The sequence below is a fragment of the Methylocystis sp. JR02 genome (assembly GCF_030063565.1).
In the GTDB taxonomy this organism is placed as follows: Bacteria; Pseudomonadota; Alphaproteobacteria; order Rhizobiales; family Beijerinckiaceae; genus Methylocystis; species Methylocystis iwaonis.
The window spans coordinates 264164-281222 of record NZ_JASIRC010000001.1 but is presented as its reverse complement, the minus strand read 5'-3'; the positions used below and the strand labels follow the sequence as shown (position 1 = coordinate 281222).

Genomic DNA, 17059 nt, shown 5'->3' with positions numbered 1-17059 from the left:
AAAGTGAATTAAATTTTTAGATTCAGACACTTAAATCTCACATTGAGGCAGCAGAGCCTGCACCGCAAGGGGAATTGACTCGTAAACTGTACCTTTTTAGTATGATTTATGTCCCGCAGCGCTCAGCTCCTGTTTCGTCGGGAAGAGACGATCTTTCTGTCGCAAGCACCAAAAGAGGCGGACGCGCTCAAGTATCTCCGTCTGGCAGTAAACGATGCTGATCGCGCCGTTGCTCACCATCGCTCTCCCGAGAAACGAAACACGCACGCCCTCGGCCCGCCCGTTCGTTCCAATATCATCAAGGAAATCGAAGAGATGAAACATCCGGCAACAAAGGTAGGACTCGCTCTTCTGCTGAGCGTCTCGACCGCCGCGCTCGCGATAGGCGCCGACTCGAAACCCCTTCCCGACGCCGCGCCCGTCGCCAACGCGCCCACGCGCGCGCCGCACTGGGCTTATCAGCCAATCCGTATTGCCGGCGCGCCGGCGGTCGCTAATGGGCAATGGGTCCGCACGCCAATCGACGCTTTCATTTCATCAAAAATCGAAGCGGCAAAGCTGACTCCCTCGCAGGATGCTGACCGCGCGACCTTCATTCGCCGAGCGACGCTCGACATTTGGGGCCTTATTCCCCAGCCCGAGGAAGTCGCCGCTTTCGTCAACGACGAGTCGCCCGACGCTTATGAAAAGCTAGTCGACCGCCTCTTGGCCTCGCCGCATTACGGCGAGCGTCAGGCGCGCCGTTGGCTCGATCTCGCGCGCTACGCGGACAGCAGCGGGTTTCAGAACGACATCACACGTCCAAATTTTTTCCGCTATCGCGATTGGGTCGTCCAATCATTCAACAACGACAAGCCATACTCGCGATTTATCCAAGAACAGATCGCCGGCGATGAACTTGCGCCCGGCGATCAGGACGCACTCGTCGCGACGGGATTCCTCGCAAGTTACGCCGACAATCCGAACGCGCGTGATCTTATCAATCGAAAATATCAGATCGCGACGGACATCGTCGACACCATCGGGACTGCGGTTCTCGGCACGACCATAGGATGCGCTCGCTGCCATGATCACAAATCGGACAAGCTGACGCAGAAGGATTATTTTTCGCTCCAGGCCTTCTTCGCCAACACGTCCTTCAATGCGAAATTCCCTGCCGCCAAGGGCGCACAAGAGGAAGAGTTTCTCAAGGCGCAGGCGATCTACGAGGCAGCCGCGAAAGACATCCTCGAGCGTCAGAAGGCGATCATCGAGTCGGTCCGGGACAAGGCCACACAGTTCTACAAAGAGCGCTTCAACCCGGACGCCCGCGCGTCGATCGTCAAGGCAAAATCCGAGTGGAACGCCCTCGACAGGTGGGTGAATTATCGCGCCGAGACCGTGACCGACCAGACGGCGCTCTCCAATTATATGCGCGATATCGCGAACGACGAGAAGAATCCAGACCGCACGCCCGAGATCGTCGCGAAGTGGCGGGAATATTCAAAACTCAATGAAGAGTTGAAGAAATACGAAAAACTAAAGCCGACGCGCGGGTCGGACACTTTCACGGCGGCGACTGAACTTGGCCATCCGGACGCGCCTGCGACCTATGTTTTCTTCGGCGGCAACCATGAGCGCCCGCTGGACGAAGTTCAGCCGGCCTTCCCGGAGGCAATCAGCAAAGAGAAGCCCGACATCAGGCCAAGCGCGACATCCTCCGGCCGCCGCACCGCACTCGCCAACTGGCTGGCGAGCCCGAGCAATCCGTTGACTGCGCGCGTTCTGGTCAACCGTGTCTGGAACGAATATTTCGGCAAAGGGATCGTCGGGACTGTAAGCGATTTCGGCAAAGCCGGCGACAAGCCGACCCATCCCGAGTTGCTGGATTATCTCGCCGACAACTTCGTGAAGGAAGGCTGGAGCATCAAGAAGCTGCATCGCCAGATCTTGCTCTCCAGCGTCTACCGCCAATCATCGACGCAGCGTGACGAAGTTGCCGCCGCCGATCCCGAAAACAAGTTGCTCGCCTCCTTCCCGAGAAAGCGTCTGGACGCCGAGCAGATCAGGGATTCCCTCCTCGTGGCAGCCGGCAAGCTCGAAGACTCCCTCGGGGGGCCCGCTGTGTTTCCGCCGCTGCCTGCCAATTTGAACGTCGGCCCTGCTTGGGAGGCGTCCAACGACCCCCGTCAGACCAATAGACGCAGTATCTATATCTTCGCGCGCCGCAGCGTGCCCTATCCGCTGCTCGAAACTTTCGACCTCAACAATACGCAGCAAGCGCATAGCAAGCGCGACGTCACAACGACCCCGTTGCAGGCGCTGACGCTCGTCAACAATGATCTCGTTTTTCAGTGGTCCCAGGCGCTGGCGGGTCGTGTGATCCGTGAGGGAGGTGACGACGAGTCGGCGCGGATCGACCGTCTGTATCAAATCCTCTTCGCCCGCCATCCGGACGATTACGAAAAGGGCGTGCTGAAGGTTTTTCTGGACCAACACGAAAAAGTGATCGCGAGCAAAGCCGCGGAAGGGAGATTCACGATCGCCGAGCCGACCGGCAAGGATGTGAAAATTTCCGACCCAATCCGTACGTCGGCTTTCGTCGATCTCGTTCATACGGTCGCGAATTCGAACGAGTTCATCTACCGCTTCTGACACATCGCCATACTGAAAAAGAAGGAACATGACATGAGCAATAAATCGAGGCGCGACTGGCTGTTTTCCGCCGGCTATGGCGTTAGTGGATTCGCGCTGAATGGCCTCATGCCGGGCGGCGGAGTTTTATCCGTTCCGCTCGCGCAGGCGGCGCCGAGCTATATCGATCCGCTCGCGAAAAGGGAGCCGCATTTTGCCGCAAAAGTGAAATCGGTCATTTGGCTACATATGGACGGGGCGCCGAGCACGCTCGATCTTTACGACTACAAGCCAGAGCTCGTACGTCTCGCGGGTCAGGAGGTTCCAGAGTCGTTCCGCAAAGGCCTTCAGGTCACTACCTCGGGCGGCGCCGGCAAGCTCTTCGCCTCGAACCGGACATGGAAGCAGTATGGCCAGAGCGGCGCCTGGTTCTCCGACCTTCTTCCGAATCTCGGAGAGCATGCGGACAAGATCACCTTTATCAAATCGAGCGTGACCGTCGGCGCGACTCACGACATTTCGATCCTGAAACTCAACACGGGCGACGTAACGCCCGGTCGCCCCTCGCTCGGCGCATGGATCACCTATGCGCTCGGCTCGGCCAATCCGGACTTGCCGCCTTATGTCGTTCTCTACGGGGGCAAGCGTGAACCGCGCGGCGGCTCCGTCAACTGGAATTCGGGGTTCCTCCCGGCCGTCTTTCAGGGAACCGCTTTCCGTCCCGGGGCGTCCCCCATTCTCAATCTCGACAGGCCGGAGCTGATCGCCGCCGCCCAACAGCGCGACAATCTCGATCTGCTCGCCAAGCTCAACGGGCACAAGTCCGAGGACTTCTCGGCCGACACCGAGCTTCAGGCGCGCACGCGCTCCTATGAACTCGCCTATCGCATGGAGTCGTCGGCCCCGGAAGCCGTCGATCTTGCGAAGGAAACCGCAGCGACCAAGTCCCTCTATGGCCTCGACAACGAGGCGACCAAGGACTACGGCACCGTGCTGCTGCGCGCCCGCCGCCTCGTCGAGCGCGGCGTTCGCTTCGTTCAGGTGGTCTCCGGCCCGGTTGACTCGATCAACGAAGACAACAAGAACTGGGACGCGCATCGCAAGCTTGAAGAGAACCATGGCGCGAATGCGCGCGCGGTGGACAAGCCGATCGCGGGTTTGCTGGCGGATCTCGCAGCACGCGGGCTGCTCGACGAAACGCTCGTGGTGTGGACGTCGGAATTCGGGCGCACCTCATACGGCCAAAGCGGCGACGGACGCGACCATAACCCTTGGGGCTATACACAGTGGCTTGCCGGCGGGGGCCTGAAGCACGGCTTCACCTATGGTCAGACAGACGAGATTGGCCTGAAGACAGTCGAAAATCCTGTCGACACCTATGATCTGCACGCCACGGTGCTGCAACTTCTCGGGCTCGATCATCTGAAGACGATCTACAAACGCGCTGGCCGCGCCGAGCGTCCGACGGTGGTCTACGGGAAAGTCGTGAATGACCTCCTCGCGTAGGCGCCGCGGGGCGTCGCCCGGCCCTGAGCTGCGGATTTTGAAAGGAGGTCGCGCACGGTCGTAATTTTGCTTCTACTCCCACCTACAGACTTCGCGCCCCGGCCCTGGCCCGGGGCGTGCTTTTAATGCCGGAGAAATTCGCAGATCCCCTCGGCGCGAGTGTCGAACGGGCTTCCGGCCATCTTAGCCAACCCTTGCTCCTTGTCGCCGCGGATCACCGCCCGCGACAACGGCCTTCGCTTTGATCGGCCCTCCTCCAACGCCGGGCCGTTGCCCTCAAGCTTCTCCAGTCAGGACTGCAAGTTATCATACCTTTTGAGTGTGATTAATACTCCTATGACAGCCTTTTCTCGCCTCCGAACCAATGCGCCGTGACATCGATGCATCCCGCCGATACAGACGTCAAGCGAACCCTGCTACGCCCCGCTCATGACGCGCTTATCCTCATGTATTTACATTATTTTCTCAAATACCTCCTTGAATGCGATCGCCCTATGTCAACTATCCCGTCGACGTCGAAGTAACGCGTAAATTGCCGCCGCGGACAATAAACACGCGCCGCCTTGACTCGATTATTTCTATCTATTTAGTATATTTAAATCAGCTTTTAGGGTGGAGGGAATGAATGCGTGCCGCCAACCGGCAATTTGGGTCTGCGCTCATGAGCAGCGTTTCGATTTTCGCGGCGGCCACCGCGCTTTTCTCGGCGCCGTCCGCCCAGGCTGAGGACACTGCGTCCGCACAAGGGCCGATAGAGGTCGATAACATCGTCGTGAGCGGCAAAGGAAACGGCGGCATCGATCGCCCCGTTCAACAAGCCCAGGAAAAACCAAGGTCGATTGTCGTCGTCGACGAAAAGACCATGGAAGATCAAAACATCAATCGGCTCGACGAATTGCAGCAGTTGATCCCTAATTATCGCGCCAACAACAGCGGCGCGAGCCAAGCCTCCCGCCAGACCATTCGCTGGGTCGGCGTCGGCGCGGCCGGCACCGGCGTCGGCACGGAGTCCCCCACAGGTTACGTGGTCGACAACGTGTTCTGGAAATACTGGGGCTTCCAGTGGATGGACCAATTCGATGTGAGATCCTTCGAGGTCGCCTATGGCCCGCAAGGAACGGCGGGAGGGAAGAATACCGCGGTTGGCAGTCTCATCATCAACAACCGACTGCCGTCCTTCGCGCGGCAGGCGAGTTTCGAGACCCATTTCGCCAATCACAGCCGCGTCATCGAGAAAGCGTACGTCACGGGTCCGATCATCGATGAGAAGCTCGCCTATCGCGTCAGCGTTTTCCTGGATAAGGGCAGCGGCTGGATTCACGACCAAGTGACCGGCGCCGGTTACAAGAACACTGACCGCTGGGGCGTGCGTGGGCAGTTGCTCTACGTCGGCGACGAGGTCACCGACCGCCTCATCGTCAATTTCAGCAAGTCAACCGAATACAACGGCTACACGCTCGGGCCATACTCGGACTCCTTCTTGACCTACGCCAACGGCGCGCGTCCAGCGGCGACCTTTGCGCAGAATGTGGCGACCAAGCTCGGCAAGCCGATATTGTCCTGGGACCCATACAAGCCGTCCATCGCAAACGAGGGCGTCGATCCGGTAAGAACCGTCACCGTCTCGAACGAACTCAACATCGGCGTTGGGGAAAATCTTTTTACATCCATCTCGGCCTATGGCTTCACGCGAAATGAGCAGCGTTATTTCGAAGACACGCAATTGCTCCAGCTATGGCGGGGAGGCATGGACACCTACGTGGGTCAGGCGTCGCAGGAATTCCGTTTCAGCTCACCCAAAGAAGATCGCGACCTCGAGTGGACGACCGGCGTCTATCTCTTTTACGACGACGCAGCGAACCAAATGCATCATACCGTTTTCGGGATCGACGCTGCGAAATGGCTAGGCCCTCGTTACGGTGCAGGCGCCCTTCCCGGCGTAGCGGTATGGGATTACACCCATGCGCGCGACTTTCAGGCTGCCGCCTACGGCCAGGCGACATATCACCTCGATGAGAAGTTGTCGGCTACGCTCGGTCTGCGCGAAAGCTACGAAATTCGCCAAGGTTCGGTTAGCCAGCTCAACCGCTATTATCCGACCGTTTCGGTTTTTGCTCAGGATCAGGCGGTCATCGCCGCCGGGAGCCGCGGCCTCTCGGATACGGGCGGCAAGGAAAAGCCTCACAATTTTCTTACTGCGATATTCAATCCACAGTACAAGTACAACGATAACGTCCAAATATACGCACTGGTTGGCCGTGCGGAAAAAGCCGGCGCCGTGAACACCAGCGCGAACCCGCGCTATGTCAAGAATGCGTCGGGAGTCTACAAATTCGACTCATTCCCGACGGTCATCACCAAGCCGGAATACTCATGGGATTATGAGCTCGGATTTAAGTCCAACTGGTTCGACAACCACCTCTTGTTCAATGTGAACCTCTACTGGAACGATTTTTTCAACTTCCAGACGAACGTCATCGACGGCGTTTCGGTCGACAGCAATGGCGCGCCTCTCGGCCTGACGACGCTCGGGAACGCCGCTCATGCGCGCATCCGCGGCATTGAATTCGACGGGCGATGGAGCCCAATCGACAGATTGTGGATCACTTTCAATGGCGCCTTCTCGGACGCGCGTTGGGTGAGCTGGCCGGACGCCGGCCCGCCGCCGGACTGGAGTTGGCCCAGCGGGCCCGTGCCCGCGCCTCGGCAATTGTCGCTATCCAATACGCGCTGGCAAGGCGTTCCGCTGTGGACCTTCAATATTGGCGCAAACTACGAGCATCCGGTCGGGCGCGTGTTTTCCAATCTCGGCGATTTCTCGAGCCTGGGAGGCTTCGGCGCCTGGACTGGGCAGCCGATCAAAGCTTTTGGCTACGTCAACGTAAGCTGGCAGGACAAGACACAGCTGACCAACCCTTGGTCCGTTGCTCAGTATTGGCAGGGAAGTTTCGCTTACGTGAACGCCGGCGTCGGCTTACGCACTGAAGACGATCGCTACAGTCTCAGCTTTTGGGCCAAGAATATCGGAAACGAGAGACCCTTTAACTCCTGGGATCAAGGAACCTCTGGAACGCCGGCGCGCGTCGGCCTTGCGCGTTGGGACGCCACTTGGGGCGGCGCACTCCGCGTAAAGCTCTTTTGAATGACACGCGCCAAGATCGGATGCGATCGTCGTCAAAGCCACTTTCCGTCGTGAAGAAAGAGAGAACGTGATGAAGGCGTCGTTTCTAATCGCCGTGCTGTGCTTTGCGCCCGCACTCGAATCCTGTAACTCTACAAGGACGACGAAATTGAGCGAAAGCTGTGATGCGACTTGCCATGCCCGCCACACGCCCGAACAACACGCGGCGTTTTTGAAGCGGGTCAAGCAATTGGAAACGGATGAATCAGCCGATCCGTCAGGCCTGGGCGGCGGCGGCGGCGGACATCATCACTAAACGTCGAGAAGCACACGCGCGGCTGGCGATTTGCGGTTTAATGAGCGCGTCGGGTCGGGTCGGCAAGAATGCCGACCCGAAGCCCGTATACTAATATTTCGCGACCACCGGAGCGGCTCAGCCTCGAAGCGATGCGTCCAGCCGCCGTAATTTCGAAGGTCGAGAGATAGAGGTTGATCGTCCGGAGCGGGTTGGGTCCGAGGGGCGTGCGCTCGATTCCAGAAACTGTCCCCTGCGGCGAAACCACCTTCGCAAGATCGATAGACGACGACGGCGTCACATATAGCTGAGGCCGCCGCTGATGTGATGCTTGGTGACGGCCGGCGCAAGAATATTCAGCGTGACGTCTCGCGAGTTGATCGGATTGTTGTTGTAGCTGTAGCCGAGGCGAAGTGCGAGCCTGTCGAAGCCCCGATGCGGCACCGCGGGCGCGCTTGGCTGAAGATCTCCGTTTTCGCATGACAAGCATCGCCTTCGCCAAGCCCGCCGACGATGCCTTCTGCAACTCCTGTGTGCAACGCAGGTTGTCGACCGCGTCAATATATCGGCGGGATCCCGCCACGCTTCGGCACCAATTAAAAGCATACTGACTTTGTATGAATATGGAGGATGCGATGCAGCGCATGAGCAAATTTCTTGTTTTGGCATTGGCTACTACGGTTCTGGCGGTTCTCGCCTACGAAACCTACGAGGTTGCCGCCGCTCGCAACGTCACGAAAGAGAAGTTCGCGAAATATGAGGCGGAGACCGCAAATGGGACGAATGGGCCATCGGTTCTGTCGCAAGAGAGACAGGACATTCTGGTCAAGGTGCAGGATCCGCGTTTCTGGTCGCATAGCGGCGTCGACTGGAGCTACCCGCTTTCGACAACCGTGACGCAGTCGGTCGTCAAGAAGCTCTATTTCGAGGATTTCCGTCCGGGCTTCGGGAAAATCAAACAGACTTTGATCGCCTATTTCGCGGTTGCGCCTCTCTCATCCAAAAACGCGCAGTTGGCGGCGTTCCTGGACGTAAATGGTTTCGAGGCCTTGTCGGCGAAGTGGTTCGGTAAGCCGCTCCAGTCACTGAGCGACGAGGAATTTCTCTCGCTGATCGCCACCAACAACACCCCGAAGATTGCGCCGGGCACAAAAGAGAATGGTGAAAGAGTCGCGCGGATCAAAAAGTACCTCGCCGGGAAATGCGAGAGACGTGGGCTTTCGGATGTCTGGCTCGACCAATGCGCGGCCAGTTGAGCGGCCGCTCCCCGACACTCTTCGGAGCCTTATCCTTTCATCATCCCGACATGCCCCCTGCCCCTTTCTTCTCGGTCTTGTCGGTTTAGTCTTAAGGGCCTGTTCCGGTAGAAAGCCCTCTGCCTTTTCAATTGATATGAGGCCGCCGATTTGATGGGCTCTGGGTTCCCGGTCGGGCTTTCAGCCCGCCGGGAATACATTTCCCTAATTACGAGCTCTTCAGACGAATTTGTGTGACGCAAAATTCCCTGGAGGCAAATTCCGCCGCGCGCCCGCACTCGAAACACTCAACCCGCGCTTCGCAAAAAAAAAAAGCCGCCCAGGGGGCGGCCTCAAGTTGAGGGAGAGGAATGAAAGCAAGGGGGAAGTTCGCGCGTCGTGGCCTATTGCGCGAGCGGAGGTTGCCCGATCGCAGCGCGCAGGTCCGCCAGCGCCCCGACGCGCGGACCGTGGAGGCCGGCGATCTGCGCGACATCCAGTTTCAACTTCTGGATATTCTCATAGAGATTCACCGAGTAAGGATTGGGGCTCTTCGGGGGCGGCGCATCCTTTGCCTGCGGCGTGAAAGCGTCGGCCTCGATGAGAATTTTCTCTGCCGGCAAATAGACGAGCGCCAGTTCGTCGCTGTGCCCATTGCCCGCGATGCGATGCACTTCGATCTGCCGCGCGCCGTCCGAAAGAACATGTTTGTCCGCATAGGTCTCGAACTTCGCAGCCTTCTTTGATTGCGCGAGGCGGTCCGGGCGAAGCGTATGCGGGGCCGACCACGCCTGCTCGTAATAAGGCTTGTCGAGTTCGTGAGTCACGAGCGTCGCGCCAGCATCCACGAAAGTGCGCAACCCACCAGAGTGGTCGAAGTGAACATGGCTGTTCAAGACATATTTGATCGGCTTGTTGGGCGCGATCTCGGCAATCTTGGCGATGAGCGCGAGTGAGCGCTCTTCGTTGAGCGGCGCTTCGACGAGCACCACGTGGTCCTTCTGCTCGATCGCGACGCTGTGATGCGTGCCGCCCGTGAGCCAATAGACGCCCTCGGCCAGCTTGTTCGCGGTCACAGTCGGCGCCGCCGCCTTGGAGCTTGCAACATTTTCCGGGACGGGTATGTCGACGGTCTGGTTGAGCTTCGCCGAGGCGACCTTCACATGCAGAACGGGAAAGCCGCCCTGGCTACGGGTCAGTTCGGCCGGGAATTGAATGCCGCCGAAATCTTTGTAACCGGAGAACTTTGTCTCGACGAGCGTATCGCCGAGCACCGGGCTATCGATCCAGCTCCGCACCCATTCGAGCTGGTTGGCGGCGTTGATATAGCCCTCATATTTATGGCCGGCGCTCGTGAAGGAGATTTGCACGCCGGCGCCCGAAGCGCTCGACTTTGCGCCATTGGCGAGAGCCGCCTTCAGAAAGCCCTGTGGCGTCGTCCAGATTTCCGCCGTCCTCTCCTCGACCAAGGCGGGTTGCGGCGTCGCAACCGGCGCGGCGTCAGGCGGCGAGTTGGCGGGCGGGGCGAAATTCCATGCCTTGTCGCCGCTCACGAACCAGGAGAGCTTCTGCTCGGTCGGCGTTGGGCGCTGGCGGCCGGGCTCGACCGTTTGGATGCGGGTGAGTAATACGCGTTGGGCGGGCGCGTTGAAATTCACGCTCGCAGAATAGATGCTGACTTCGAATTGTGGCCATGGGCCGCCGGGCACGGGCGCCTGGCCGAATTGATACCAGTGGCCGGCGCCAGAGAATTCGAGGGATTTGGCGTCGACGGCGCCGAGCGCCGCAGCCGCTTCCTGAAGAGAGGCGGCGTCAGCAGCGATAGGGAGGAAAACGAAGGCGGCGGTGAAACCGCAGAGGGCAACCGATGGGATCCGCATTTGGGCGATATTCCTTATCCATAGTGGATAAGTAGATTTAACACTCCAATTGGGCCGTCGGTCAAGTCATTTCTTCGCTCAAGTGCGATTATATCCCTACCCCGTTGCTAGTATTCAATCCCGAAAGAGCGTCTTCAGCTCGGAGGGCCGCGAGAGCCCGATACGCCAGCTTTTTATCAGCCGTTCGGCTTTGTCGACGTAGAGGAACACGACGGGCGTCGTGTAGAGCGTCAGTAGCTGGCTGACGACCAGCCCGCCGATAATTGCGACGCCAAGGGGTTGCCGCATTTCGGCGCCCTCGCCGGACGCGATTGCAAGCGGCGCCGCGCCCATGATCGAAACGAGCGTCGTCATCAGGATCGGGCGAAAGCGCATCCCGCACGCCTCGACGATTGCGTCGAGCGCCGGGGCGGCCCGCGTGCGCTCGGCGTCGATGGCGAAATCGACAAGGATGATCGCGTTCTTCATCACCACGCCGATGAGGAGCAAGACCCCGATCATCGCAACGATGCTAAAATCCGTCCCGCACAAAAGCAGCGCGGCGAGCGCGCCGAGTCCCGCGGAAGGCAGAGTCGATAGAATGGTAAGCGGGTGAAAGAAACTCTCGTAGAGGATTCCCAGAACGATATAGACGGCTGCGAGAGCCGCGGCGACCATGAAGGGCTGGTTCGCAAGCGTCTCCTGATAGCTCGCGGCGGTTCCGGCGAAAGCGCCTTGGATCGTGCCGGGAGCGCCGATTTTCGCGATTGTCTCCGAGATGGCCGTGGCCGCATCGCTCAGAGCTTTCCCCTCTGCGAGATTGAAGGAGACGGTGACCGCCGCGAAATGTCCCTGATGATTGACCTGCATCGGAGTCGGGCCGGCGTTCAGCGAGCTGAAGGACGCGAAGGGAATCATGCGTTCCGATGCGTTTGCGGGGAGCGACAGAGCGCGAAGACCGTTGATCGGCGTTCGGCTTGTCGTGATGACGGGAGGCTGGCCACCGCGCGCGCCAATATAGAGCTCAGCCAGCGCGTTAGGCGACTCCCTGAATTTCGGCGCCAGCTCCAGCACCACATGGTACTGATTCAACGCTTCGAAGATCGTCGACACCTGACGCTGCCCGAAGGCGTCATAAAGCGTGTTGTCTATCTGGCTGGAGGAGACATTCAGGCGCGCGGCCGTTTCGCGATCGACGACGACATCCGAGCGCAGACCTTTCTCCATCTGATCGGAACTCACGTCGGCCAGCGTCGGATGGCGCTTTAGCGCCTCGGTAATACGCGGCCCCCAGAGCCGCAGCTCTTCAAGGGAGTCGGCCAGCAGCGTGTATTGAAAAAGGGCATTGCTCGATCGGCCGCCAATGCGAATATCCTGCGTGGATTGCAGGAAAAGCTGGACGCCGGGGACTTGAGCGAATTTCGGCCGCAGTCGCGCCAAGATTTTTTCGGCTGAAATCCCACGCTCTTTGAGCGGCTTCAATGTCACGAGCAAGTCAGCGAAATTTGCGGAACTCGTGATCCAACCCGTCGCAGACTCAATTCCAGGATCGTTTTGCAGGATTGCGACAACGTGTTCGAGCTTCTTCTTCGTGACGGTAAAAGACGCGCTCTGGTCGGCAATCATCGCGCCGCGCATGCGCCCCGTATCCTGCACCGGAAAGAAGCCCTTCGGTATGATCGTGAAGAGGTGCTGATTCACTCCGACGAGCGCCAGGAGCGCGAAAAGGACGAGACGGCGATGATCGAGAACATAGCCTAGGCTCGCCAAATAGAGGCGATGAAGGACGGCGAGACCAACTTCGGTCGCCTCGAAAAGGCGCGCTCTTGCGGCGTGCGTCACATCCTGGAGAAGATGCGCGCAAAGCATCGGCGCGGTCGTGAGGGACAAGAGCAGCGAGACGAGGACAGCGATCGAAAGCGTTGCAGCGAATTCTCGCATCATGCGGCCCACGATCCCGCCCATGAACATGATCGGGAGAAAAACCGCGATCAGCGAAAGCGTCATCGAAAGGACTGTAAAGGCTACCTGCCGCGCGCCGAGGAGCGCGGCCCGCCTGGGTGGCATGCCGCTTTCCATCAGTCGCGTGACATTCTCCACGACGACGATGGCGTCATCGACGATGAATCCCGTCGCGATCGTCAGCGCCATCAATGAAAGATTGTTGAGACTATAGTCGAGCAGATACATGCCGACGAGCGCGCCGAGCAAGGAGACGACGACACACACGCCGGGGACGACGGTCGCGCGCGGATCGCGCAGAAAGATGAAGACTACGGCGATGACGAGCACGACGCTTAACGCCAGCGTCGTCTCGATTTCACGCAGCGAGGTTCTGATCGTCAAAGTTCTGTCTTGCACGATGCGCATCTCGGCTTCGGCAGGAAGCGCTGCGGAAAGCGGCCCCATGAGCGCCTTGATGCGATCGACGAGCTCGATGAAATTGGCGCCGGGCTGGCGGTAAATTTGAACCTGAACGCCAGGGCGTCCATTGCTGACGCCGAAATTTCGATCATCTTCCACAGAGTCGATCACCTCTGCGACATCGTGGAGCTTGACCGCCGCGCCGTTCCGATAGCCGACGATGACGCCGTCATAGTCCCGCGCCTTGCGGGACTGATCGTTGGCGTAGATCTGGTAGCGCTGGTCGCCGGAGTCGAACGCGCCCTTGGGGCCATTGTAATTCGTCGCGCCGAGCGCTGTGCGCACGCTTTCGAGCGACAGTCCATATTGGAAAAGCGTGCGCGGATTGACTTCGACGCGGACGGCCGGGAGGGCGCCGCCGCCGACGGTGACCTGCCCGACGCCTTCCACTTGCGAAAACTTCTGCTGCAGGATGTTTGACGCGACCTCGAAAAGCGCCCCTTGCGACAGCCTATCGGAGGTGAGCGCGATGATGACCACCGGGACCTCGGCGGGATTGGCGCTCCTGAACGTCGGGTTGCTGCGCAGATTGGCGGGCATGTCCGCACGCGCGGCGGCTATCGCCGCCTGAATGTCTCTTTGCGCGCCATCGACATTGCGATCCAGATCGAATTGAAGATTAATGCGGGTCGAGCCGAGGTAGCTCGCCGACGTCATTTCCGTGACGCCGGCGATCTGACCGAGGCGTCGCTCGAGCGGCGTAGCGACGGAGGAAGCCATAATCTCGGGGCTTGCGCCGGGCATATTGGCCCCGATGCTGATGACCGGATAGTCGATTTGTGGAACCGGGGCCGCCGGCAGCACAAAGAAAGACACAAGACCCGCGAGGCAGAGGCCCAGCATTAGAAGGCTGGTTGCGACCGGGCGGTCGATCGCGCGTTCGATCAGGCGCATTTTTCCTCCGCCGCCGAGGAGGCTGTCGCGTCGCGCCCCTGCCCGATCGGCAGCCGTTTCGCCAGCTTGTCGAATGCAAGGTAAATGACCGGCGTCGTAAAGAGCGTCAGAATCTGGCTCAGGATCAGGCCGCCGGCGATGCCGACGCCAAGCGGAAGCCGAAGCTCCGAACCTTCGCCCCCGCCGACGATCATCGGGACTGCGCCGAGCAAGGCCGCAAGCGTCGTCATCAGGATCGGACGAAACCGCAGGAGACACGCCTGATAGATCGCCTCACGCGGAGAGAGACCCTCGTCGCGTTCCGCCTGCAAGGCAAAATCGATCATCATGATGGCGTTTTTCTTCACGATGCCGATCAGAAGGATGATGGCGATCACGCCGATGATCCCGAAATCGTTCCCGGTGATCATGAGCGCGAAAAGGGCGCCTATGCCGGCGGAGGGCAATGTGGAGAGGATGGTGATCGGATGGATGTAGCTTTCGTACAGGATGCCGAGCACGATGTAGACGGTGACGATCGCGGCGAGAATGAGCAGCAGCGTGCTTGTCGTCGATGAGGCGAACGCCTGCGTCGCGCCCTGGAAAACCGTGATGACGCTCTGCGGCGCGCTAAGGTCACTCTGCGCCTGTTTCAAAGCGGCAATGGCGTCGCTGAGCGCGAAACCGGGCGCCAGATTGAAAGAAATTGTCACCGCCGGGAATTGCGAGAGATGGTCGAATGAGAGCGGCGCTTTCGTTTCGCGGATTGTGACGAGCGAGGCGAGCGGAACTTCAGAGCCGCCCGCGCCAGGCACACGAAGAGACCCGAGCGCATCCAGGCTCGGAACGCTGCGGCCGTCGGCTACGAGTATGACGCGATATTGGCTCGTCTGCGTGAAAATCGTGGATACGATCCGTTGACCGAAAGCGTCATAAAGCGTGTTATCGATTGTCGAGACCGTGACGCCATAGCGCGCGGCGGCGTCGCGATCGATCTCCACGTAAAGGGCCCGCCCCGAGGTTTGGGCGCTACTGGAAACATCCTCGAAAGGCGGCAGGCTGGCGAGCCGCTCGACGAGTTGCGGCGCATAATGCGCAAGCTCATCCGGATTGGCGTCCTGCAAAGCGAAATGATAGGCGCCGCGCCCTCCGCCTGAATCGATGGTGAGATCCTGTACAGGCTCCATGAAGAGCGAAATGCCGCCGACGTCTTTTGCCGCCGCTTGCAACCGCCGAACAATTTCCGTCGCCGTCGCCTTGCGCTCCGCTCTGTCTTTCAATTTGATCAGGACGCGGCCGCTGTTGAGCGTCTTGTTCTCGCCATCGACGCCGAGCGTGGAGGTAACTGACTCGACCGCGTCGTTGTCCAGCAGGCGCTTCACGAGCGCGAGTTGCCGCTTTGACATCGTCGAGTAAGAGGCGCTCTGTTCTCCGATTGTCGCGCCCTGGATCAGCCCCGTATCTTGAACGGGGAAGAAGCCTTTTGGAATGACCACGTACAAGACGCCGGTCAGGCAAAGCGCGCCGAGAAACACGGCGAGAGTCGTTCTGGCGTGATCGAGAGCCAGTGTCAGCAGGCGACCATAAGAGTCGATGATCGCGTCGAACCAGGTCGCCCCCTTGGCGTGGCTGTCGACATGGCTATGCATGTCGCCCTGCGCGAGCAGCTTGCTGCAAAGCATGGGCGCCAATGTAAGAGACACGACGGCTGACAAAATGATCGTCGCCGCAAGGGTGACGGCGAACTCCCGGAACAGCCGGCCAACGATTTCTCCCATGAAAAGCAAGGGAATCAACACGGCGATGAGCGAAATCGTCAGCGAGACGATCGTGAAGCCGATCTCTCGCGCGCCTTCCAGGGCGGCGTCGATGGGCGTGCGGCCCTTTTCCAAATAGCGTGCAATATTTTCGACCATGACAATGGCGTCGTCGACGACGAAGCCTGTCGCAATGGTCAACGCCATCAGCGTCAGATTGTTGAGGCTGTAGCCCAAGAGATACATGACGGCGAAGCCGCCGACGAGCGAGAGCGGCACGGCGACGCTGGGCACGAGCGTCGCGCGCAGATTGCCGAGAAAAATATAAATCACGCCGACGACGAGGAGCACGGCGAAGAAAAGCTCGAATTGCACATCTTCGATCGACGCGCGAATGGTCGTCGTGCGGTCGGATAAAATCGCCACCTCGATGGAACCCGGCAGCGACGCCTGCAAGGTCGGCAACAGGGCCTTGATCCGATCGACGACGGCGATGACATTGGCGCCGGGTTGCCGTTGGATATTGACGATGATCGCGGGAGTTAGATTGCTCCACGCTCCCAGCTCGCTGTTTTCCGCGCCGTTGAGGACTTTGGCGACATCGCGCAGACGCACCGGCCCGCCGTTTCGATTCGCCACGATAAGCTGGTCGTAATCCTTAGGGCTTTTAAGCTGATCATTGGAGTCGATCGCGAATTCTTGCGATCGGCTGTCGATGTTGCCCTTGGGCAAATTGACATTGGCGCTCGAGATCGCCGTCCGCAGGTCTTCAAGCGACATGCCATAGGAGGCGAGCGCCGCCACATTGGCGCGCACAACCACCGCCGGGCGGTTGCCGCCGCTGACGCTGACAAGGCCGACGCCCGAGAGCTGGGAAATTTTCTGCGCTATTCGCGTGTCGGCGAATTGCTGAACCTCGGTGAGCGGAAGCGTTTTGGAAACCAGGGCGAGTGTCAGAACTGGGGCGTCGGCGGGATTTATTTTTGCGTAAACAGGCGGCGCGGGAAGGTCGGTGGGAAGGAAGCTTGCCGCGGCGTTGATCGCCGCCTGCACCTCCTGTTCGGCGACGTCGAGCGTCAGCTTCAGGCTGAACTGCAGCGTTATGACCGATGCGCCGCCGGAGCTTGTCGAAGCGATCTGCGCAAGGCCGGGCATCTGGCCGAGTTGGCGTTCGAGCGGCGCGGTGATGGCGGACGCCATCACCTCCGGACTGGCGCCGGGGTAGAAGGTTCGGACTTCGATCGTTGGGAAGTCGATTTGCGGCAATGCCGAAATTGGCAGGAGCCGATAGGCGATAGCCCCCGCGAGGAGTATCGCCGCCATCAGCAGCGAGGTCGCCACCGGCCGAAGGATGAAAGGGCGGGAAAGGTCGATCG

The 17059-nt window shown here is 59.6% G+C and carries 9 protein-coding genes; 5 read left to right on the top strand and 4 right to left on the bottom strand.

Going from position 1 to position 17059, the window contains the following annotated elements:
* The first annotated feature begins 315 nt into the window (after positions 1 to 315).
* The 4 genes from QNA11_RS01210 (at position 316) to QNA11_RS01195 (ending at position 7556) form a co-directional block, all read left to right on the top strand.
* Positions 316 to 2634, top strand: a complete 2319-nt coding sequence (locus QNA11_RS01210) for a DUF1549 and DUF1553 domain-containing protein (protein WP_283481637.1) — start codon at positions 316 to 318, stop codon at positions 2632 to 2634.
* 33 nt (positions 2635 to 2667) lie between these two features.
* Positions 2668 to 4119: a DUF1501 domain-containing protein gene (locus QNA11_RS01205; protein ID WP_283481636.1), complete on the top strand. Its 1452-nt coding sequence runs from the start codon at positions 2668 to 2670 to the stop codon at positions 4117 to 4119.
* Positions 4120 to 4744: 625 nt separating this feature from the next.
* Positions 4745 to 7261 carry a TonB-dependent receptor gene (locus tag QNA11_RS01200; protein WP_283481635.1) on the top strand — a complete coding sequence of 839 codons (2517 nt, stop codon included), beginning with the start codon at positions 4745 to 4747 and terminating at the stop codon, positions 7259 to 7261.
* 67 nt (positions 7262 to 7328) lie between these two features.
* Positions 7329 to 7556, top strand: a complete 228-nt coding sequence (locus tag QNA11_RS01195; protein ID WP_283481634.1) for a hypothetical protein — start codon at positions 7329 to 7331, stop codon at positions 7554 to 7556.
* A gap of 276 nt (positions 7557 to 7832) precedes the next feature.
* Here QNA11_RS01195 and QNA11_RS01190 read toward each other — a convergent pair whose 3' ends face one another.
* Positions 7833 to 7979 (bottom strand): hypothetical protein, encoded by a 147-nt coding sequence (locus tag QNA11_RS01190; RefSeq protein ID WP_283481633.1) that lies wholly within the window; start codon positions 7977 to 7979, stop codon positions 7833 to 7835.
* A 179-nt stretch (positions 7980 to 8158) separates the two neighbouring features.
* Here QNA11_RS01190 and QNA11_RS01185 point away from each other — a divergent pair, with 179 nt between their 5' ends.
* Complete coding sequence (locus QNA11_RS01185) at positions 8159 to 8791, top strand: transglycosylase domain-containing protein (protein ID WP_283481632.1); 633 nt, start codon at positions 8159 to 8161, stop codon at positions 8789 to 8791.
* A 383-nt stretch (positions 8792 to 9174) separates the two neighbouring features.
* Here QNA11_RS01185 and QNA11_RS01180 read toward each other — a convergent pair whose 3' ends face one another.
* From QNA11_RS01180 to QNA11_RS01170, 3 genes are all read right to left on the bottom strand, one after another.
* On the bottom strand, positions 9175 to 10650 hold the full coding sequence (locus tag QNA11_RS01180; RefSeq protein WP_283481631.1) for an MBL fold metallo-hydrolase: 1476 nt from the start codon (positions 10648 to 10650) through the stop codon (positions 9175 to 9177).
* A 114-nt stretch (positions 10651 to 10764) separates the two neighbouring features.
* Positions 10765 to 13947 (bottom strand): efflux RND transporter permease subunit, encoded by a 3183-nt coding sequence (locus QNA11_RS01175; RefSeq protein WP_283481630.1) that lies wholly within the window; start codon positions 13945 to 13947, stop codon positions 10765 to 10767.
* Positions 13938 to 17057, bottom strand: a complete 3120-nt coding sequence (locus QNA11_RS01170; protein WP_283484140.1) for a multidrug efflux RND transporter permease subunit — start codon at positions 17055 to 17057, stop codon at positions 13938 to 13940. The genes QNA11_RS01175 and QNA11_RS01170 overlap by 10 nt, the downstream gene beginning before the upstream one ends.
* Between the last annotated feature and the right edge of the window lie 2 nt (positions 17058 to 17059).